Annotated in this window: 15 protein-coding genes; 4 read left to right on the top strand and 11 right to left on the bottom strand. The window is 69.0% G+C overall.

Annotated elements, in window-relative coordinates:
• Window positions 1–20: 20 nt before the first annotated feature.
• Entirely contained in the window at window positions 21–1,493 is a 1,473-nt protein-coding gene (locus AB0F72_RS33590) for a GGDEF domain-containing protein (RefSeq protein ID WP_360440026.1), read from the top strand.
• Window positions 1,494–1,687: 194 nt separating this feature from the next.
• Window positions 1,688–2,182 carry an NUDIX domain-containing protein gene (locus tag AB0F72_RS33585; RefSeq protein ID WP_360440023.1) on the top strand — a complete coding sequence of 165 codons (495 nt, stop codon included), beginning with the start codon at window positions 1,688–1,690 and terminating at the stop codon, window positions 2,180–2,182.
• Window positions 2,183–2,368: 186 nt separating this feature from the next.
• Here AB0F72_RS33585 and AB0F72_RS33580 read toward each other — a convergent pair whose 3' ends face one another.
• Both AB0F72_RS33580 and AB0F72_RS33575 read right to left on the bottom strand, forming a co-directional pair.
• Complete coding sequence (locus AB0F72_RS33580; protein ID WP_360440020.1) at window positions 2,369–3,046, bottom strand: response regulator transcription factor; 678 nt, start codon at window positions 3,044–3,046, stop codon at window positions 2,369–2,371.
• Window positions 3,043–4,416 (bottom strand): sensor histidine kinase, encoded by a 1,374-nt coding sequence (locus AB0F72_RS33575; RefSeq protein WP_360440017.1) that lies wholly within the window; start codon window positions 4,414–4,416, stop codon window positions 3,043–3,045. The genes AB0F72_RS33580 and AB0F72_RS33575 overlap by 4 nt, the downstream gene beginning before the upstream one ends.
• 267 nt (window positions 4,417–4,683) lie before the next feature.
• Here AB0F72_RS33575 and AB0F72_RS33570 point away from each other — a divergent pair, with 267 nt between their 5' ends.
• Together AB0F72_RS33570 and AB0F72_RS33565 are read left to right on the top strand one after the other, a co-directional pair.
• The gene (locus AB0F72_RS33570) at window positions 4,684–5,106 is read left to right on the top strand and encodes a DUF1707 domain-containing protein (RefSeq protein ID WP_360440014.1); all 423 of its coding nucleotides are present in this window, start codon (window positions 4,684–4,686) and stop codon (window positions 5,104–5,106) included.
• Between the two features lie 110 nt (window positions 5,107–5,216).
• On the top strand, window positions 5,217–6,038 hold the full coding sequence (locus AB0F72_RS33565) for a metal-dependent hydrolase (RefSeq protein WP_360440011.1): 822 nt from the start codon (window positions 5,217–5,219) through the stop codon (window positions 6,036–6,038).
• A gap of 627 nt (window positions 6,039–6,665) precedes the next feature.
• On the opposite strand, the gene metH is transcribed toward AB0F72_RS33565, so the two are convergent.
• The 9 genes from metH to AB0F72_RS33520 form a co-directional block, all read right to left on the bottom strand.
• Window positions 6,666–10,301, bottom strand: a complete 3,636-nt coding sequence (gene metH / locus AB0F72_RS33560) for a methionine synthase (protein WP_360440008.1) — start codon at window positions 10,299–10,301, stop codon at window positions 6,666–6,668.
• 120 nt (window positions 10,302–10,421) lie between these two features.
• A complete protein-coding gene (locus tag AB0F72_RS33555; protein ID WP_360440005.1) occupies window positions 10,422–12,056 on the bottom strand; it encodes a bifunctional 3'-5' exonuclease/DNA polymerase in 1,635 nt (544 codons plus the stop codon).
• A 33-nt stretch (window positions 12,057–12,089) separates the two neighbouring features.
• Window positions 12,090–12,989 carry a carbohydrate ABC transporter permease gene (locus tag AB0F72_RS33550; protein ID WP_360440003.1) on the bottom strand — a complete coding sequence of 300 codons (900 nt, stop codon included), beginning with the start codon at window positions 12,987–12,989 and terminating at the stop codon, window positions 12,090–12,092.
• 9 nt (window positions 12,990–12,998) lie between these two features.
• Window positions 12,999–13,898, bottom strand: coding sequence for a sugar ABC transporter permease (locus AB0F72_RS33545; protein WP_360440000.1), 900 nt, complete (start codon window positions 13,896–13,898; stop codon window positions 12,999–13,001).
• A 21-nt stretch (window positions 13,899–13,919) separates the two neighbouring features.
• Window positions 13,920–15,356, bottom strand: coding sequence for an N-acetylglucosamine/diacetylchitobiose ABC transporter substrate-binding protein (gene ngcE, locus AB0F72_RS33540; protein ID WP_360439997.1), 1,437 nt, complete (start codon window positions 15,354–15,356; stop codon window positions 13,920–13,922).
• A gap of 19 nt (window positions 15,357–15,375) precedes the next feature.
• Window positions 15,376–16,233, bottom strand: coding sequence for a carbohydrate ABC transporter permease (locus AB0F72_RS33535; protein ID WP_360439994.1), 858 nt, complete (start codon window positions 16,231–16,233; stop codon window positions 15,376–15,378).
• Window positions 16,233–17,210, bottom strand: a complete 978-nt coding sequence (locus AB0F72_RS33530) for a sugar ABC transporter permease (RefSeq protein WP_360439991.1) — start codon at window positions 17,208–17,210, stop codon at window positions 16,233–16,235. Before AB0F72_RS33530 ends, AB0F72_RS33535 begins: the two co-directional genes overlap by 1 nt.
• Before the next feature lie 56 nt (window positions 17,211–17,266).
• Entirely contained in the window at window positions 17,267–18,580 is a 1,314-nt protein-coding gene (locus AB0F72_RS33525) for an extracellular solute-binding protein (protein ID WP_360439988.1), read from the bottom strand.
• A gap of 38 nt (window positions 18,581–18,618) precedes the next feature.
• The gene (locus tag AB0F72_RS33520) at window positions 18,619–19,605 is read right to left on the bottom strand and encodes a MurR/RpiR family transcriptional regulator (protein WP_360439985.1); all 987 of its coding nucleotides are present in this window, start codon (window positions 19,603–19,605) and stop codon (window positions 18,619–18,621) included.
• Window positions 19,606–20,239: the final 634 nt, after the last annotated feature.

The following is a 20,239-nucleotide window of genomic DNA, read 5'->3' as shown; positions in this document are numbered from 1 at the left end:
GCACTGCGAATGCTTGCCAGGTGCAGGGTGATGAGGTGTCCCACCGGCGGCGTTCCCCGACCGGTGTCCGAGTGTTGTACGGCTGGCTCGTCGTCCTGGTCGCCTGCATGGTGGCCCGGCTGTGGCTGAGCGGGACCGACCAGCCCTATCTGGTGGTCATCGCCCCGTACATGATCGTCAGCATCGCGACGCCGATCCTCATCCTGGTCGGCACGATCCGGCACCGGCCACCGCACCTCGCGGGCTGGCTGATCCTGGCGGCGGCGCAGCTGCTCTACGCCGTCGGCGACGGGATGTCGGTGTTCGACGACTGGCTGGGCGACTACCTCGAGCCGACACCCGCCGACGTCGTGTACTTCGTCTACTACGCGCTGGCCGTGACAGCGATCCTCATCTTCATCCGGCGGCGCGCCCCCGGCTGGGACCTGCCGAGCGGGGTGGACGCGCTCATCGTGGCCTGCAGCGCCGGCCTGCTGACCTGGGTCTATCTCGTCAACCCGCTGACCTCGGACTCCGAGTTGCCGCTGGCCGCCAAGCTCACCGAATCCGCGTACCCGGTCCTGGATCTGATGCTCTTGATCCTGGCGATCCGCCTGGTGATGGGTGCCGGCACCCGCGGCCCGGTCCTCTACCTGCTGATCAGCAGCCTGATCCTGATGTTCGGCGCCGACCTGCTCTACGCGGTGCTCGGCGTGGTCACCGGCGAAGCCGCGTCGGCGGCCTGGCTGGACGCCGTGTGGATGGCCTCGCTGGGCCTGCTCGCCATGGCCGCCCTGCATCCCGGCATCCGGACGTTCGACCAGCGCACCGCGACCGCTGTCCCGGACGCGTCGCCGGGCCGCCTGGTCCTGCTCGCCATCGCCGTGCTGATGGCCCCGGCCGTGCAGATGATCGAACATCTGCGCGGCGAGGATCTGAGCGTCCCGCTGGCGAGCGCCTCCTGTGCCATCATGTTCCTGCTGGTCCTGGCCCGGATGGCCGGCCTGATCACCACCCAGCGCCAGGCCGCCGTGACGGACGGCCTGACCGGCCTGCGAACCCGCCGCGCGTTCGAGGAGACCCTAGCGGTGGAGTGCCGCCGAGCTTCCCGCAACGGGTACGAGGCAGGCCTCCTCATCATCGACGTCGACCACTTCAAGCGGGTCAACGACACCTACGGCCACCCGGCCGGCGACCGCATCCTGCGCGAGGTCGCCGACCGCCTGGCCGGCAACGCACGTGCCGGCTCGGTGGTCGGGAGGTACGGTGGCGAGGAGTTCGTGGTCCTGGCCCCGCACACCAGCCCGGCGGCCCTGCGAGCCTTCGCCGAACGCATCCGCACCGCCGTGGCCGGGCTGCCGGTGCGGGCGGACGACGACATGCTGCTGGCCGTGACAGTCTCGGTGGGAGCCGCCACCGGCACCGACCCGGAGGAGCTGCTGAGGGTCGCCGACGCGGCCCTGTACGAGGCAAAGGCCGCAGGCCGAAACCGCTCAGTCATGGCCACGAGCTGAGCGAGCTCAGCGCGGGCGCGCGGCGCGGCTGCGCGCGGCCCGGCCCGGCTGTGCGGCGCGGCGCGGCGCGGCTGTGCGGCGCGGCGCGGCTGTGCGGCGCGGCGCGGCTGTGCGGCGCGGCGCGGCTGTGCGGCGCGGCTGCGCGCGGCGCGGGCTTGCCGGACCGGTTGGCGGGGCGGCACTAGGGTTTCCGCGTGCCTGCTTCCGAATATGTGACCGATTTGCGCGCCAAGGTCGGCACCGGCCTGATCATGTTCCCGACGGTGACCGCTGTCGTCTTCAACGACCTTGGCGAGATCCTGCTGCACCAGCGCAGCGACACCGCCCGATGGACCCTGATCGCCGGCATCATGGACCCCGGCGAGCAACCGGCCGACGCGGTGATCCGCGAGGTCGAGGAGGAGACCGCCGTCCAGGTGAAGATCGAGCGCCTGGCCGGAATCGCCCTGCACGAGGTCACCTACCCGAACGGCGACCAATGCCAGATGGTCAACACCTGGTTCCGCTGCCGAGCGGTCGGCGGCGAGGCGCGCGTGAACGATTCCGAATCCCTGCAGGTCGGCTGGTTCCCACTGGACGCCCTGCCCGAGCTCAACCCGTACGCCCACCACCGCATCCGAACGTCCCTGGCCCAGGAAGCCCCGGCCTGGTTCGCCGAACCAGGCGAAGGCATGATCCCCGGCTGGTGACACCGCCTGCCGACCAGGGCGGCCCGCCAGCCGTCCAGGGCCCAGCCAGCCGTCCAAGCTCAGCCGGCCGTCCAGGGCCCAGCCAGCCGTCCAAGCTCAGCCGGCCGTCCAGGGCGGCCCTTCGGGTGCCGGAGCGGGGCCAGCTGTCAGCCGGTCAGCCGGTCAGCCGGTCAGCCGGTCAGCCGGTCAGCCGGTCAGCCAGCCTGGCCGGATCAGGCCGAACTCGTAGGCCAGCACCACCAACTGCACCCGGTCGCGTGCGCCCAGCTTGATCATCGTCCGGCTCACGTGCGTTTTCGCCGTTGCTGGGCTGATCATCAAGCGTCCGGCGATCTCGTCGTTGGTCAGACCCTCAGCGACCAGAACCATCACCTCCTTCTCCCGCTCGGTCAACTGCTCCAGCTGGGACGACGGGTTCGGTGCCGGGCCGCGCCCGTTCCCCGCCATGAACCCGCCGATCACCCGCCGCGTCACGCTCGGCGACAGCAGCGCCTCCCCGGCCGCCACCACGCGCACCGCACGCAGCAACTCCACCGGTTCGGTGTCCTTCACCAGGAAACCGGACGCGCCCGTCCGCAGCGCCTCGAAGACGTACTCATCCAGCTCGAAGGTCGTCAGAATGACCACCCTCGTCCCGGCCAGCTCGGCGTCGGCGGCGATCCGGCGGGTCGCTTCGAGGCCGTCGACGCCGGGCATCCGGATGTCCATGAGCACGACGTCCGGCCGCTTGCTCCGGACCAGCTCGACCGCCTGCACCCCGTCGGCCGCCTCACCGACCACCGTGATGTCCGGCTCCGCGTCGAGCAACGCCCGGAACCCGGCTCGCACCAACGCCTGGTCGTCCGCCAGCACCACCGAGATCACCGCGCCTCAGCCTCCGCATCCGTGCCGGACGCCGGGTGGAAGGGCCCATCCGGCGAAGGCGGAACATCGAACTCGGGGTACACGCCCGGTGCGGGAAGCATCACCGAGACCAGGAAACCCCCGGCCGACGGTGGGCCCGCCTCCAAGCGCCCGCCGAGGCTTTCCGCCCGCGCCCGCATCCCGGCGATGCCACTCCCATGTCCACCGCTGTTCACGGCCTCTCCCTCCGATGCGCGCACCACCGGCCCATCGTTTTTGATCGACAAGTGCAGATATGACGGTAGATATCCGATGGAGACCACGGCATCCGGTTTCGGACCGGCGTGACGCCGCACATTCGTCAGCGCCTCCTGAACGATCCGGTAGGCGGCCCGGTCCACCTCGGCGGGGAGCTCGCGGGGCTCGCCCATGATCGTGGTCCGCACCGGGATCCCGGCGTCCGCGGTGAGCTCGCCGAGCCGGTTCAGACCGAGCGCGGGCTGCCGGGGCGCCGCCTCGCCCTCGGTTCGCAACGCGTCCAGCACCGACCGCACCTCCCGCAGAGCCTCCGAACTCGCCGTCTTGATCGCCGCCAGCGCCTCTCGAGCCTGCTCCGGACGGCTGTCCATCAGATGCAGCCCGACCCCGGCCTGCACGTTGATCAGCGACAGGTGATGACCGAGCACGTCGTGCAGCTCGCTGGCGATGCGCAACCGTTCCTCGGAAGCCTGCCGGCGCTCCTGCTCCGCGCGGGCCCGGGCCTGCTCCTCCTCGGCCCGCTCCTGCTCCGCCCGGAACCTCGCCACGGCGGCGGCCTGCTCGGCATGGCCCCGGCCCGCAACGCCGGTCACCACCGCCCCGCCGAGTCCGGCCGCCAGCAGCAGTGCCTGCCGCAGGCCGGGCGGGTCGCCGGGGAGACCAAGCGGCTCCAGGAGCGCGAACATGACCGCCAGATAGGCCGCGAAGGCAACGCCGGCCGCCACGAAGGCGGTCCGGTGCCGGCCCGCGCCGGAGACGCAGAACAACGCGATGAGCGGGGCGACCAGATAGGTCCAGTGCGGCGAGGCGATCGTGGCGAGCGCGATCGACGCGGACGCCGCCACCGCGAAGACCACGAGCGGCGCGCGCCGCCGCCAGAAGAGAGCGAGCGGCCCGATCAGCAGCAGCGCGTAGACGAGCACGAGGAGATCGGTGTGCACCTCGACGTTGCGGACACCGAGCACATGAAAGAGCAGCGCCCCGACCACCGCGCCGGGCGGCCAGCCCACATGCCGCTGCCGCGCCCACGGCGGCCGGTCAGCGAACTCGCGCCGCGCTCGCGAAGGCCGGTCGGCGAACTCACGCCGCGCCCGCGGGGGCCGCTCATCGGGGCCGCCTCGCTCAGCGCGCACGGCCTCGCGCTGCCACGAACGCCTGCCCGGATGCCTCATGCCGCCGAACCTACGGCACTTCGCACCGGCGGGGCATCGTCGGCGAGGGCGATCGGCGGATACGCCCGCGGGCCCACTTCGCCCTCCCGGCGTACTCCCCCGGGAGTACGCCGGATCGGGTCCGGCGGTCCCGAGCACTCCCTCAGGATGCTCCCGCGGGGCGACGCGCCGGGACGCCGCGGCGAGGACTCTGGTGGGCAGCACAGCAACCCACCAAGGAGGAGACCCATGCAACCCGGGACCCGGTTCCGCACCTCCGACACGGAACGCGAGCACGTCGCCGAGATCCTGCGCGCCGCGATGGCGGAGGGACGCCTCGATCTGGCCGAGGGCGAGGAACGGCTCGCGGCCACCTACGCCGCAAAATTTCGTGACGAGCTCGCGCCCCTCACCGCGGATCTCCCCGACGGTGGCCGTGGCGCTCTGGCGCGTACGCCGCAGGCCGTGGCGGCGACACGCCGCTCCCTGTGGCGGCACGCCAGTCTTATTTTGATCATCGCGGGTGTCCTCACTGGCTTGTGGCTGCTCTCCGGAGCCCACTTCTTCTGGCCGGTCATCCCGCTGGCCTTCCTGGTCATCGGGCTGATGCGGCACGCACGTTACGGCCGCTATCAATTCCGCTACAGCTACGCCCACGGCCACTGCGGCTGACCGCCGATTGTCGGGTGGCCGACCCCACCCCGACATGGCCGCGACGGTCGTTGATCTTCGTCCCTCTCTCTGCCACAGTGGCCGAGTTTGTTCGGGGAGGGACGAAACACATGATGGGTCCGTCGCACGCGCTCTCGGGCGCGGCCGCCTGGCTGGCGGGTTCCTGGGCGCTTGCTCAGTTCGCCGGGGTCAGCCAGACACCGCTCGAGGTCGCGGTCGGAACGGCGGTCTGTGCCGGCGGCGCGCTCCTGCCCGACCTGGACATGTCCGGAAAGGTCACCCGCAACCAGGGCGGCGCGACGGTTGCCCGCACGTTCGGCGTCGCCTCGCTCTTCGTCGCCGAGGTGGTCGAGAAGTTCTCTCTCGGCGTCTACACGGCGACGAAGCTGAGCCGTGACCCGCGGCGTGACAACGGGCACCGCACGTTCACTCACACGCTGCCGTTCTGCGCGCTGATCGGGTGGGGTACCACGGCGCTGGCGTCCACCTACGGGAAGTGGGCGGTCGTCGGCATCGTCTTCTTCATGGCCGGCCTGGCGCTGCGGGGCCTCTTCGACGAGTGGGCCGAGCGCGCCGGCTGGGTCATCGTCACGCTCTGCTCGGCGGTCATCGCCTGGTTCACCGCGGCGAACCTGCCCGGCGATCGGGGCTATCCGCTACTGGGCCTGGCGGTGGCCATCGGGTGTGTGGTCCACATTCTCGGCGACATGATCACCAAGAACGGCGTGCCCATCCTCTGGCCGATTCCGATCAACCGTCGCATGTGGCGCATGATCGGCATCCCGAACAGCATGGCGGTCAAGGTCGGCGGCAAGGTCGAGGTCATCGTCCTGCGCACGGCGTTCACCCTGATCTCACTGTTGTCGATCGCCGGCCTCTTCGTGCCCGGCGTCCTCGAACGCCTCAACCTCGACGTCTGGGCCAGTCGCTGACCCGCGCCCGCTCCTACATCAGGGTTTAGAGCACGAATCGTGCCTCAATCCCACACGGTCGCGTGCGCTCAGCGTTACGTGTGGAGTTTGAGGCGCGAATCGTGCAAGGCCACGTGGTTGACGGCTTTCGCCCGGCGGCAGCATCCGCTCGAGTGATCGATAGCGTCACGAACGCGGGCGGAAGCGCACACAAGCCCGTGTCGGCGTGGGTGAGGTCGCACAGAAGCCGTCCGTGTGCCGGTACCCTCGCCCCGGCACGGGTGAAGGCACACGGAGCCGTTGTGTGCGTCCTCGTCCACCCTCGCTCGGCCGATCTTGGACGGTTCGCCGGGCCCCGCCGTAGCCCAGTCCGGGGATCAAGGCCTGACCAGCTGCGCCAGCTACGGCTCGCCCGGCGGCGACCCGCAGATACGGCCGTCAAACCCAGCCGAGCCGCCAAACCCAGCCGAGCCGTCAAACCCAGCCGAGCCGCCAAACCCAGCCGAGCCGCCCAACCCGCGGCGGAACCCCTCGACTACGCGACCGTGGCGAGCCGTGCCTCCACTCCACACTCCGGCCGGTACCCAGCGCAGCGAGCGTGTGGAGGATGAGGTGTGGATCGCCCCACCTCCACACGCCGGACGCGGGTCAGTCGATGTTGTAGGCGAGGTTCGGCCGCAGCCAGCGCTCCACCTCGGCGACCGGGAGGCCGCGGCGGGTGGCGTAGTCCTCGATCTGATCCTTGCCCAGACGGCCGACAGTGAAGTAGCGCGCGTCGGGGTGGGCGAAGATCAGGCCGCTCACCGCCGCTGCCGGGGTCATGGCGTAGGACTCGGTCAGGTGCACGCCGATCGCCTCGGTGCCGAGCAGCTTGAAGAGATCCTTCTTCTCGCTGTGGTCGGGGCACGCCGGGTAACCCAGGGCCGGGCGGATGCCCCGGAACCGTTCGGCGTGCAGGTCCTCCAGCTTCGGCTCGGCGTCCGGCTCGAACCACTCGCGGCGGGCCTTCAGGTGCAGGTACTCGGCGAACGCCTCGGCGAGACGGTCGGCGAGGGCCTTCACCATGATGGCCCGGTAGTCGTCCTGTTCGGCCTCGTAGCGGTGGGCCAGTTCGTCGGCGCCGTGGATGGCGACCGCGAAACCGCCCAGATGATCACGCGAGCCCGCGCCGGCCGGGGCGATGTAGTCGGCGAGGCAGCGGTTCGCGCGGCCGGCCGGCTTCTCGGTCTGCTGGCGGAGCATCGGGAACGAGTAGCCGTTCTCCAGGATGATGTCGTCGCCGTCGGCGTGGGCGGGCCAGAAACCGTACCGGCCGCGGGCCTGGAACGAGCCGTCGGCGATGATCTGGTCGAGCATCGTGTTGGCGTCGTCGAACAGTTCCCGGGCGACCGGCTGATCGAGGATCGCGGGGTACTTGCCCTTCAGCTCCCAGGCCAGGAACAGGAACTGCCAGTCGATCATCTGGCGGAGTTCGGCGATCGGGGGCGCCACCTCCCGTACCCCGGTGAAGGCCGGTGTGGGCAGCTCGCTGAACTCGACCGACTCGCGGTTGGCCCGCGCCGCCGCGAGGGTGAGCAGTGGCTGGGAGTGCCGCTGCTCGTGCTGCACCCGCAGCCGCTCCTGCTCGATCCGGTTGTCCTCGTCGAGGGTCTTGGCCCGGGCCGGGTCGAGCAGGTTGGAGACCACGCCGACGACCCGGGACGCGTCCAGCACGTGGATCGTGGAGCCTTCGTACGCCGGGGCGATCCGCACCGCGGTGTGCTGCTTCGACGTGGTCGCGCCGCCGATCAGCAGCGGCAGGTTCATCCCGCGGCGCTGCATCTCGGCGCCGACCGCGACCATCTCGTCAAGCGACGGGGTGATCAGGCCGGACAGGCCCACCACGTCGGCGTTCTCGGCGATCGCGGTCTCCAGGATCTTCGCGGCCGGGACCATCACGCCGAGGTCGATCACCTCGTAGTTGTTGCAGCCGAGCACGACGCCGACGATGTTCTTGCCGATGTCGTGCACGTCGCCCTTGACCGTGGCGAGCACGACCTTCCCCTGGCCACGGCCCGGGTCGATGCGGCCCTCGAGGCGGGCCTGCTCCTTCTCGGCCTCCATGTACGGCTCGAGGTAGGCGACCGACCGCTTCATCACCCGGGCGCTCTTGACGACCTGGGGAAGGAACATCTTGCCGGAGCCGAAGAGGTCGCCGACCACCTTCATGCCGTCCATCAGCGGGCCCTCGATCACGTCGAGCGGCTTGGGCAGCTCCTGACGGGCCTCCTCGGTGTCCGCCTCGATGAAGTCGACGATGCCGTGCACCAGCGCGTGCGTGAGCCGCTCGCTGACCGGGGCCTCCCGCCAGGAGAGGTCGACCTCCCGCTTGGCGCCGCTGCCGGTGACCGTGGAGGCGAAGGTGACGAGCCGGTCGGTGGCGTCCTCGCGGCGGTCGAAGAGCACGTCCTCGACGAGTTCCAGCAGTTCGGCGGGGATGTCCTGGTAGACGGCGAGCTGGCCGGCGTTCACGATGCCCATGTCCAGGCCGGCCTTGACGGCGTGGAACAGGAACGCCGAGTGCATGGCCTCACGGACCACGTCGTTGCCGCGGAACGCGAACGACAGGTTGGAGATGCCCCCGCTGGTGCGGGCGCCCGGGCAGCGCTGGTTGATCCGCGGGAGGGCGTCGATGAACGCCCTCGCGTACCCGTTGTGCTCGGCGATGCCCGTCGCGACGGCGAGCACGTTCGGGTCGAAGATGATGTCGTTGGGGTCGAAGCCGTCCTCGACCAGCAAGTCGTAGGCCCGCCCGCAGATCTCCACCTTGCGATCCGCGGTGTCGGCCTGGCCCTGCTCGTCGAAGGCCATCACGACGACGCCCGCGCCGAAGTCACGGATGCGGCGCGCCTGCGACAAAAACTGATCAACGCCCTCTTTCAGGCTGATCGAGTTGACCACGCCCTTGCCCTGCACGCACTTGAGGCCGGCCTCCAGCACGCTCCACTTCGAGCTGTCGATCATGATCGGGATCCGGGCCACCTCGGGCTCGGTCGCGATCAGGTTGAGGAACGTGGTCATCGCCTGCTCGCTGTCGAGCAGGTCGGCGTCCATGTTGACGTCGAGCAGGTTGGCGCCGCCGCGGACCTGCTCCAGGGCCACGTCGACGGCGGCCTGGTGGTCGCCCGCCTCGATGAGCCGGCGGAACTTGGCGGAGCCGGTCACGTTGGTCCGCTCGCCGATCATCACGAAGCCGGTGTCCGGGCCGATCTCGAACGGCTCCAGGCCGGAGAACCGGGTCGTCGGGGCGGGCGGGTCGATCACCCGCGGCGTCATGCCGGCCACCGCTGTGGCGATCGCGCCGATGTGCGCCGGGGTGGTGCCGCAGCAGCCGCCGACGATGTTGACCAGGCCGTCCGAGGCGAAGCCGGCGACCAGGGCGCTGGTCTCGGCCGGGGTCTCGTCGTAGCCGCCGAACGCGTTGGGCAGGCCGGCGTTCGGGTGCGAGGCCACGTACACGTCGGAGAGCCGGGCGAGATCGGTGACGTGCGGGCGCATCTCGGTCGCACCGAGCGAGCAGTTCACGCCGACGACCAGCGGTTTCGCGCGCTCGATCGAGCGCCAGAACGCTTCGACCGTCTGACCCGACAGGGTACGCCCGGAGAGGTCGACAATCGTCACGGAGATCCAGAGAGGCAGGTCCGGAGCGACCTCGTGAGCAGCCGCGATGGCCGCCTTCGCGTTGAGCGTGTCGAAGATCGTCTCGACCAGCAGCAGGTCGACTCCGCCCTCGGCGAGCGCCGCGATCTGCTCCGCGTAGGTCGCCTTGACCTGGTCGAAGGTGACCGCACGGTACGCCGGGTCCTCCACCTTCGGCGACAGCGAGAGCGTGACGTTGAGCGGGCCGACCGAGCCGGCGACGAACCGGGGCTTGCCGTCCCGCGCGGTGGCCTCGTCGGCGGCCTGCCGGGCCAGCCGGGCGCCCTGCACGTTCATCTCGCGGACCAGGTGCTCCAGGCCGTAGTCGGCCTGGGCGATGCTCGTCGCGGTGAACGTGTTGGTGGTGGTGATGTCCGCGCCGGCCGCGAGATATTGCCGGTGCACGTCGAGGATGACGTCCGGCCGGGTGAGGATCAGCAGGTCGGGGTCGCCCGTGACGTCCTTGGGGTGGTCCGCCGGGATCAGCTCGTTGCGGTAGTCGGCCGGGGTGAGCTTGGCGCCCTGCAGCATCGTGCCCCAGGCGCCGTCGAGCACCAGGATCCGCTCGGCGAGCAACTCGCGCAGCGTGGTGACGGTGGAAGTCACGGGGTACACACCTCCGAGGAAAGTCGGAGGCGCCCTTGTTTCGGGGTGGATCACCGGTCGAGCGTGACGGGTGGCCCGCTGCAGCGCCTCTCGGCCGGAGACTCCACGATACCCACTTCTTCACTTCGCGTCGGCGTAGGCACCAACCACTGAGACGTCCAGGGGAAAACGGACCGATGTGTCGCCGAAGAGCATCCGGCCGGCCCGGGCGGCGCACTCCTGCACCGCCTCGACAACGGCAGCGGACTGCGACTCGGGGCAGTGCACCACGACCTCGTCGTGCACGAAAAGCACCAATTCGGCTGACATATCCGACAGGGCCGTCCGGAGCAGGGCGAGCAACACCAGCGCCCACTCCGCCGCCGTCGCCTGAATCACGAAATTTCGGGTAAATCGCCCGCGTGCCCGCCCCGGTGGCGGCGCGACGTCATCCGGTGGGTCGAGGCCCGCATCGCGAGCCACGTGAGCGGGAGGACACGTCCGCCCCAGCCACGAGCGGACAAGACCCCCGCTCTCGCCGGTCCGAGCAGCCGCTTCGACATATTCGAAAGCCACCGGATAGTGCCGCCGCAACACCGCGAGCGCCGGAATGGCATCCCCGCCGGTCTGCCCGTACATGGCACCGAGCAGCGCGATCTTCGCCTTGCCCCGGTCGCCGTTGAAGGAGTCGGCGGCGAGCGCCGCGTAGAGGTCACCGGCGGCCGCCGCGCGGGCCAGCCGGGAGTCGCCGGAGACGGCGGCCAGGACGCGGGGCTCGAGCTGACCGGCGTCGGCGACCACGAACTGCCAGCCCGGGTCGGCCATCACGGCCCGGCGGACGACCTTGGGGACCTGCAGCGCGCCGCCGCCACGGGTCGCCCAGCGGCCGGAGACGACACCGCCGGCGACGTACTCCGGGCGGAAACGGCCGTCGCGCACCCAGGCGTCGCACCAGGACCAGCCGTGCGCGGTCCAGATCCGGTAGAGCTCCTTGAACTCCAGCAGCGGCGCGACCGCCGGATGATCGACGCCGCGCAGCACCCAGCGGCGCGTGTTCGGCACGTGGATGCCGGCCCGGGCGAAGGCTTTCACCACCTCGGCCGGCGAGTCCGGGTGCAGGCCACGCACCCCGAACGCCGCGTTGATCTCGGCGGTCAGCTCGGCGAGGCGCCGGGGCGGGCCGACCGGCTGCGGCGCGCCGAGCAGCTCACGCAGCAGCTCGTCGTGGATGTCGGCACGCCACGGCAGCCCGGTGTGCCCCATCTCGGCAGCCGTGAGGGCGCCGGCCGACTCGGCGGCGACGAGCATCCGGAACCGGCCGGGGTGATCAGTTTCGGCGATCCGGCGCTGCTGCGCCCCGTACACCTCAAGAAGGTCTTGAATTTCCACAATCGGGGCCGAGGCTGTCTCGAAGAGGGCGGCCTGGGCGAAACCCGGCGGTTCGGCGTCGGGACGCGGCGGATCGGGGGGCGCCGGGAGGCCGCGGATGCGGGCAATCGCCGCGGCGACCCCCCGTGGCTCGCCCCAGCGCCCCGCGTGCCCGAGCAGCAGAGCCTCGGTGAGCTCCAGATCGTGGCAGCGGGCCACCCGGACACCGGCGCGCAGCAGCGCCGGATAGATGCCGGCGGTGGACGGCCAGACCCAGCGTGGCTGGTCCGCGGCCTCCCGGGCAGCAATGGTCGCGGGCAGGTCGGCCACCTGGTGAGGTGGTCCGGCCGGCCCGCCGTCGGCACGCAGGTCCTGCAGCCGACCGTCAGGGAGTACCGCTACCAGCACGCCGTCATTCTGCGCCCGCGGTACGACAACTTCTTACTTGACCGCGCCCGCGGTCAGACCCGCCTGGATCTGCCGCTGGAAGATCGCATAGACCACGATCATCGGCAGGATCGTCAGGGTGAGCGCCGCGAAGAGCGTTGACCACTCGGCGTGGTAACCGGCCTGCACGCTGATGTTCGCGATGCCCTGGGTGAGCACCCACTTCGAGTCGGCGCCGGCGCCCTGCATGATCGCGACCGGCAGCAGGTACTGGTTCCACTGCCCGACGATGTTGAAGATCGTGATGCTGATCAGGCCGGACTTCGCCATCGGCATCATGATCTGGAAGAACTTCCGGGTGTGCGACGCGCCGTCGACGGTCGCCGCCTCGTCGATCTCGTGCGGCAGCGACTTGAAGAACGCGGCCAGGAAGAAGACGGTGAACGGCAGCGAGTACGCGATGTACACCAGGATCAGGCCGGTGAACGTGTTGATCAGCCCGAGGTTCTTGAGGATGAAGAAGAGCGGGGTGATCGCCATGAACGTGGGGAACGCCAGGCCGGAGACGAACAGGTAGTAGAGGAACCGGTTGCCCCGGAATCGGTACCGGGCCAGCACGTACGCCGCCATCGAGCCGAACAGCATCGTCCCGGCCGTGCTGATCGCGACGACGAAGACGCTGTTCAGGAAGTACTGCCCGATGTTGGCCTCGTTCCAGGCGCTCACATAGGTGTCGAACGAGAACGACGACGGCAGCGCGAACGGCTTGCCGAGGAAGATCTCCGTGTTGCTCTTGAACGAGGCGAGAAGCACCCAGATCAGTGGACCGGCCGTCGCGACCGCCCACGCGAAAAGGGCGACATGAGCAAGTCCGTTGAGCGCGTTTATCTCGCGCTTCTTCTCTTGCACCTGCGGCGGAGCAACCTCAGCGACGGGAGCAGCGGTAGTCGTCATCGGTGAACCTCAGTGCGCTTCCCGCCGGGTGACCCGCAGGGTCAGCGCGGCGAAGGTCAGGGTCAGGAAGAAGAGCGCCACGCCGAGGGCGGAGGCGTATCCGGCCTGCGAGTACTCGAAGGCGTTCCGGTAGATCATCATGGACAGCACCGAGGTCGCGCCGTCCGGACCGCCACGGTCCACCGACATGATGTTGACCAGGGCGAACGCGTCGAACGCCGCGATGCCGAGGTAGACCCAGGCGACCTGGAGGGTGCTCCAGAGCAGCGGGATCGTGATCTTGAAGAACAGGGTGATCCGGTTCGCGCCGTCCAGCGCCGCGGCCTCGTAGACCTCCTGCTCGATCGAACCCATGCCGGCCGAGAACAGCACCACGTAGAAGCCGACCGCCTGCCACACCATGACGGCGAGGATGCAGGTCAGCGCCCACTGCTCGTCGGCCAGGAACAGCCACGGGGACCAGGAGTCCGGGAAGAGGCCGTTGAGCATGCCGCTCTCGTCCGTGGAGAACACCCGGCCGAAGATCACCGCGACGATGGCGAGCGCCATCAGCTGCGGGAAGAAGAAGATCACCCGGTAGACCTTGGAACCCATGATGCCGCGGGTCTTGCCACCGTGCGAGCCGCCGCCCGCGTTCAGCAGGAACGCGAAGACCAGCGCGATCGCGATCGTGATGATCGGCAACAGGATCAGCAGGTAGAGGTTGTGCCCGACGGACCGCCAGAACAGGTCGTCGTTCCACAGCCGCTCGAAGTTGTCGAAGCCGACGTACTTGATCGGCCCCAGCCCGGACCAGTTGGTGAAGGCCAGCTGGAACGTCTGGATGTATGCCGCGACGACGAAGGTGCCGTAGAGCGCCACGGGCACGGCAAGGAAGCCGATGATGAAGGGATACTTGCCGTGCCGCATGGTGCGCGCCTGCCTAACTACTCAGCTGCGGGTGAACTTGGTGACCGAGGAGTCCGCGGCCACCGCCTGCGCGGCGGCCTCCATCCGCTCCGCGAACTTCTGCGCGTCGTAGTCCTTGAACATCAGGTCGTTCGCGGCGGCGCGGGACTCGTCGTCGAGCTTCTTGTACCAGGTGTCGAACAGGTAGCCCATGAAGATGTCCTTGCCGGCCTTGCCGACGGCCTCGTTCGCGCTGGTCAGACCGGGCGAGATGGTGACACCGTCGGCCGCGCCCGCCACCACGGTAAGCGACTTGGTGAGCTTGGTGAAGCCCAGCGCCGCCTCCTTGGAGAGCATCGTTCGCAGGTACTCCATGCCACCGCGCGGGTTCTTGCCTTTGGCGGCGACGAAGTAGATCTCACCGGCCGCGGCGTTGAGGGCGGCGGCCGGGAGCGCGTCGGCGGAGGTCACGCTCGGGTACGGGGCAACCGCGTACTCGAAGCCCGGCGGGGTGTCCTTGGCCTGCTCGTTCTCCAGCCAGGACCCGCACGGGTAGAACGCCAGCTTGTCCTGGTTCTGGCGGAGCTGGATCTCGGTGTGCTTGAGGCCGAGGAAGCTCTTGTCCAGGTAGTTCTTGCCGACCTCGGCCCACGCGGCGGCGGCCTTGACGATCGCGTCGTTCGTCCAGGCGCCGGCCTTCAGGTTGTCGATGTCCTTGAGGACCTGCTCGCCACCGATCTTGCCGGCACTGGTCAGGATGGCCCGGACCTGGTAGTACGACGCGTTCGCGCCGGCGTAGCCGTACGGCGTGATGCCGGCCGCCTTGATCTTGTCGAGCAGGGCGGTGAAGTCGGCCCAGGTCTCCGGCACGACCCAGCCGTTCTTGGTGAACAGCGCCTTGTTGTACCAGAGGCCGAAGACCGTGTACGCGTAGTTCACCGCGTACGGCTTGCCGTTGTACGTGCCCTGCTCGATGGCGCCCGGCACCAGCGTCTCGGCGACGGTCTTGCCGGCGATGTCCCAGGACGGGGCGGCGAACAGCTCGGTGAGGTCCTGCGCCTGACCGGCGTTGACGACAGCGCCGAAGTCCATCAGCTTCGAGCCCGAGTTGTTGATCATGTCGGGCGCGTCGCCGGCGTTGATCCGGGGCTGGACGACGGTGGAGACCTCCTGGGTGGCGGAGTACGTCACCTTGGAGTCCGGCCACTTCTTGTTGTACAGCGGGGTGTCCACGTCGGTCGCGTACTTCGTGCCGAGGCCGCCGTCGAAGATGATGATCTCGATGCCGGTCTTCGGGTCGACGCCGAGCGGGTTCTCCGCCGACTTCTCGCCCGTGGCCTGCGCGGGTGCGGCGTCGTCGCCGGAACCGCCGACGCAGGCGCTGAGCATGCCCACGGCGGGGGTGGCGGCCAGACCGACCGCTGCGGCGCGGCGCAGCAGGGTACGGCGGTCCAGTTCGGAGGACGTTATCTCAGACATCTTTGTCCCTTTCAGAGAATCAACCTTTGACCGCGCCGGCGGTCAGACCGGTGGCGATGTTGCGCTGGATGAGCAGGAAGAAGATCACGACGGGGATCGACGTGATGATCGCACCGGCCATGAGGGGGCCCCAGGCGGTACCGCGTTCGGTCTGGTTGTAGAGCAACCAGGCCATCAGGTTCTGTTTTTCCGGGCTGTTCAACGTGTTGATGATGATGAACTCATTCCACGCCTGGATGAACCCGTAGACCGAGGTTGCCACCAAACCGGGACCGGTGAGCGGCAGGATGATCTTCCAGAACACCTGGGCCCGGGTGCAGCCGTCGATCATCGCGGCCTCGTCCAGCTCCCGCGGGATGCCGGAGATGAAACCACGCAACGTCCACACCGTGTACGGCAGCAGCAGCACCAGGTAGACCAGCGCGACCCCGGGCAGAGTGTTCGTCAGCTCCGCCCGCTGGAGCATCAGGAAGAGCGGGATGAGCAGCGCCAGGAACGGCACCAGCTGCACCGCCAGGACGACCAAAATAATCGCCTTCCGCCCGTAGAAGCTGAACCGGGCGATCGCGAGCGCCGCCAGGAAGCCGACGACGAGCGCCGCGGCGACCGCCATGGCCGTGATGATCAAGCCGTTGACCATCGCGGGCAGGAAGAGCTCCTCCCCCAGCGCCGACTTGAAGTTGTCCAGGGTCGGATTGATCGGCAGGAAGGTCGGGGTGAAGCTCTTGACCTCGCTCTCCGGCTTGAACGCGGTGTTCAGCACCCAGTACACCGGGAAGAGCATGAACAGGCCGAAGATGATGCCGGTGGTGTTCGCGGCGATCGTGCCGGCCCGGCTGCGTCCGACGGTGACGACGCCTTCGTCGTGGCGAGCCATCAGTCCACCTCTCCGATCTTGAACATCTGGCGGATGTAGAACGCCATCACGCCGAGCATCAGCAGCACGGTGATCACCGAGATCGCCGAGCCGTAGCTGTACCGGGACTGACCGAACGCCTGCGTGTACGAGAACGTCGCCAGAGTCTGGTAGACCGGCTCGGGATGACCGTCGCGCAGCGCCCAGTTCTGGGTGAAGAGCCCGAAGTTCCAGATCACCGAGAGCGTCGTGACGATCGTGAGCAGCGGCTTGAGGATCGGCAGCGTGATGTTGCGCAGCGACTGCCAGGCCGAGGCGCCGTCCACGGTGGCCGCTTCGAGCAGCTCCTTCGGCACCTGGGTGAGCCCGGCGCTCAGCGAGATCGCGAGGAACGGGATGCCGGCCCAGACCACCAGCGTGGTGATCACCGCCCAGCCCTCCCACGGGTTGACGAACCAGCTGTGGTTCGCGAAGTCCACCCCGGGGATCTTGTCGATCAGGTAGTTCAGGATGCCGAAGTCCGAGTCGGTGATCCAGCGGAACGCCTGCGCCGCGACCAGGGCCGGCAGCGCCCAGACGAACATCATCGCGATCATCATGAACAGCCGGACCTTGCTGTGCACCCGGCGCATGAGCAGCGCGATGCCGAGGCCCAGCAGCACCGAGATGGTGACCGAGACGACCGTGAAGGCCGCGGTACGCGCCACGACACCCCAGAAGACGCTGTCGGTCAGCGCCTTCGAGTACTGGTCGAAGCCGACCCACGGCGGGGTCAGGCCGGTGATCAGCTCCCGCAGCCGCATGTTCTGGAAGGACAGAACGATCATGCGGTAGAGCGGGTAGGCCAGCAGACCGGCGAGGATCAGCAGGGTGGGCAGGGAGAGCAGCCACGCTGTCCGAGCCTCACGCTGGCTGCGGCGGCGGACCCGGTTGACCTTCTTCGGCGCCGGCTGCGGGGCCGGATCCGACGTCCGGGGCGGGGTGTCGACGGCGTACATCAGTGATCCCTCCTGGGCGTGCCGCCCGCGGTAGGCACCGCGGGCGGCACGGCGAATCAGGCCTCGTTGAGCGTGGCGTTGATCTGCTCGTCGGCCCACTTGGCGCCGTCGGCGACCGTCTTCTTACCGGTCAGGATGTCGGTCAGCATGGTCTGCAGGATGCTGGCCTTCTCGACGTCGGCCCACTTCTCGGCGTTCGGCGGGAACCAGCTGGACTTCGCCGCGAGCGCCGGGTTCTTGATCGCCGGGTTCTCGGCGGCCTTGTCCAGCAGCGCGGTCGAGTTCGGCAGCGCGTTGGCCTTGATCAGGCCCTCCATCGACTTGCTGTCGGTGAAGGCCTTGATCCACTGAGCGGCGAGCTCCTTGTTGGCGCTCTTCTGGGTCACGCCGAGGTTCGAGCCACCGAGGAAGGACGGGATCTCCGGCATCGGCGCGGCGGCCAGCTTGCCCTTGACCTTGGTCGGGACGAGCTCCGAGTTCGGGTCGTTCGGGTCCTTGCGGACCTCCTCGGCCACGCCCTGCTCCCAGCCGTTGCCGTAGAACATGCCGGCCGAGCCCTGCGCGAAGATGCCGGCCTGCTCGTTCTCGTTCTTGGTGACGTCGGCCTTCGAGTACTTCTTGGTGACGTCCACCCATTCCTGCAGGCCCTGCTGCGAGGCCGGCGAGGAGAGCTGGCCGACCCACTTGTCGCCGTCCTTGGTGGCGATCTCGCCGCCCTTCGACTTCACCCAGGACATCGCGGCGTACCAGTACTGGCCCGGCATGTAGAACGCGCTGAACTTGCTGTCCTTCGCGTTCGCCGTCTGCAGCTTGTCAGCGGCGGAGACGAAGTCCGCGTAGGTCTTCGGCGCCTCGGTGATGCCGGCGCTCTTGAAGAGGTCGGTGCGGTAGATCAGCACCCGGGCACCGGCGTAGTAGGGCACGCAGAACGTCTTGCCGTCCAGCTCACACGCGCCGGAGAGGCCCGTCAGCCAGGTGTCGGAGTTCTCGAAGTCACCCTTGTTGAGCTCCGCGAACCCACCGTTGAAGACGTACTTGGAGAACTCGGTGTTGCCGAGCTCGACCACGTCCGGGACGTCGGTGCCGGCCAGTGTCGCGTCCAGCTTGGTGAGGTGGTTCGCCCACTGCTGGTACTCGACGTTCACCTGAGCGCCGGTGGCCTCGGTGAACCGCTTGCTGGCGTCCTCGACGACACCCTTCCAGGCCGTCTCGGCGTCGACCATGAGCCAGACCTTGAGGGTCTTGCCCTTGCCGTCGACGGCGCCGGTCGCCGAGGTGGCGGCCTCGTCCTCACTACCGCCGCCACCGCACGCGGCGGCACCGAGCAGCGTCGCGGCGAGGGCCGCGGCTACCGCAAACTTGCGCTTCACTTTTCCTCCCGAGGGGATTCAATTCTTGAGAAAGACGTTCAGCTTTCTTGCGCGGCCTTGTGTCCGTGCACCGCCTTGGCGGTGCGCTGGAACGCGGCGTGCGAACGCTCGTGAGTCCGCTGCGCGACGGCGACATAGAGCAGATCGAGGACGACCAGTTGCGGGTGCCGCGCGCTGAGCGCGTCCGGCCGGAAGGTCGTCGCCTGGGTGGCGGTGAGCAGGACGATGTCGGCGAGCTCGGCCAGCGGTGAGCGCGGGAAGCTGGTGAGCGCGATCGTGGTGGCGCCCCGGCTGTTCGCTTCCGCGAGCAGCTCGATCGTCTCGCCGGTCTCGCCACTGTGCGAGATGCCGAGCGCGACGTCGCCGGGCCGGGACAACGCGGCGCTGGCCAGACCGTTGTGCACGTCGGTCCAGGCCCACACCGGGATGCCGATGCGGTGCAGACTGAACTGCATCTCCTCGCCGACCAGCGCGGAGCCGCTGGCGCCGAAGATGTTCACACGCGGCGCGGCGGCGATCGCCACCGCGGCCCGCTCCACCTCACCCAGATCCAGCAGCGAGGCGGTGTCGTGCATGGCCCGCGTGTCGGCCGCCATGATCTGACCGAGGACCCGCTCGAGCGGATCGTTCGGCTGGATCTCGCGACCGATGTCGACGGTCCAGCCGGCCGATCGCGCCCGGCCGGTCTCCGCCGCGATGCCGAGGCGAAGGTCCGCGTACCCATCGAAACCGACCGCCCGGCAGAACCGGGTGATCGTCGCGGGCGAGGTGCCGCTGCGCTCGGCCAGCTCGACGATCGTCGCCCGGGAGGCGGCGGCCGGGTCGCTGAGCACCTGCTCGGCCACCCGCTGCAGCGCGCCGGTGAACTCCGGCAGCAGCGTCCGGACCCGCAGCAACACACCGTGCGCCTGCATGTCCTCTCGCACGGTCGCGATCTCCGGGCTCCCGTTCAGGGCGGCCTTGTCGCGAACCGACGAGTCGGCGACCGCGGTCCACGCGGTGCCGTCCATCTTCGGCTCAGCCATCGGACACCCTTTCAGGAAGGACTGTTTACTGTCGCGGTAAAAGTTCTTACTAACCGCCCCTTCATGTCAAGCAGTTGGGTGAAGTTTTCAAACCGTTACCTGAGCTGGGGTAATGAACTGATGTTTCGGGGAGGGTGGATGACGTCCATCAATCAGCAAATAACCCTTACGATGTGTCCGCCATCACATGTACCGGTTACGCCCGTTTTGTCATCCACCGAACGTGATGCCGCAGCCGACCGAAAGGCCGACGCAAGCTAGTCCGTTCGGTCAGTCTCGGTGACGCGGCGAAACGCCGTCGTTACGCAGGAAACAAGATCAAAAAATTTACCGTACGGGGGTTCAGCCGCCCCAGAAGCCGCCACAACGCCCCACCACCCCGGCCCGCCGCCCGCCGCCCGCTGCCCGCTGCCCGCCGCCCGCTGCCGCCCGCTGCCCGCCGCCCGCCGCCGCCTCGCCGCGTTGCCGCCCGCGCCCCCGACGCGATCTTGGCAACTCAGGGTCAGCCTGCGGGCACCAGTCGCCAAGATCCCGGCCGAGGAGCCTGTTGGTTTTTGGGGTTGGCTGCTCGTGGGCAGTGGCTGGTGATTCGGTTCGGGTGGGTGGTGGGCTGCCGCTGGGGCGGCCCGTAGGG

This window comes from Actinoplanes sp. NPDC023936 (assembly GCF_040639325.1).
Lineage (GTDB): Bacteria > Actinomycetota > Actinomycetes > Mycobacteriales > Micromonosporaceae > Actinoplanes.
This window is presented reverse-complemented; position numbering and strand designations above follow the sequence as displayed.

Excerpts from the sequence above, each read along its gene's own strand:
- AB0F72_RS33570 (WP_360440014.1), top strand. The coding sequence starts at position 4,684 with ATGCAACCCGGGACCCGGTTCCGCACCTCCGACACGGAACGCGAGCAC.
- AB0F72_RS33550 (WP_360440003.1), bottom strand. The coding sequence starts at position 12,989 with ATGACGACTACCGCTGCTCCCGTCGCTGAGGTTGCTCCGCCGCAGGTG.
- AB0F72_RS33565 (WP_360440011.1), top strand. The coding sequence starts at position 5,217 with ATGATGGGTCCGTCGCACGCGCTCTCGGGCGCGGCCGCCTGGCTGGCG.
- AB0F72_RS33530 (WP_360439991.1), bottom strand. The coding sequence starts at position 17,210 with ATGTACGCCGTCGACACCCCGCCCCGGACGTCGGATCCGGCCCCGCAG.
- AB0F72_RS33545 (WP_360440000.1), bottom strand. The coding sequence starts at position 13,898 with ATGCGGCACGGCAAGTATCCCTTCATCATCGGCTTCCTTGCCGTGCCC.
- AB0F72_RS33535 (WP_360439994.1), bottom strand. The coding sequence starts at position 16,233 with ATGGCTCGCCACGACGAAGGCGTCGTCACCGTCGGACGCAGCCGGGCC.
- AB0F72_RS33520 (WP_360439985.1), bottom strand. The coding sequence starts at position 19,605 with ATGGCTGAGCCGAAGATGGACGGCACCGCGTGGACCGCGGTCGCCGAC.
- ngcE (WP_360439997.1), bottom strand. The coding sequence starts at position 15,356 with ATGTCTGAGATAACGTCCTCCGAACTGGACCGCCGTACCCTGCTGCGC.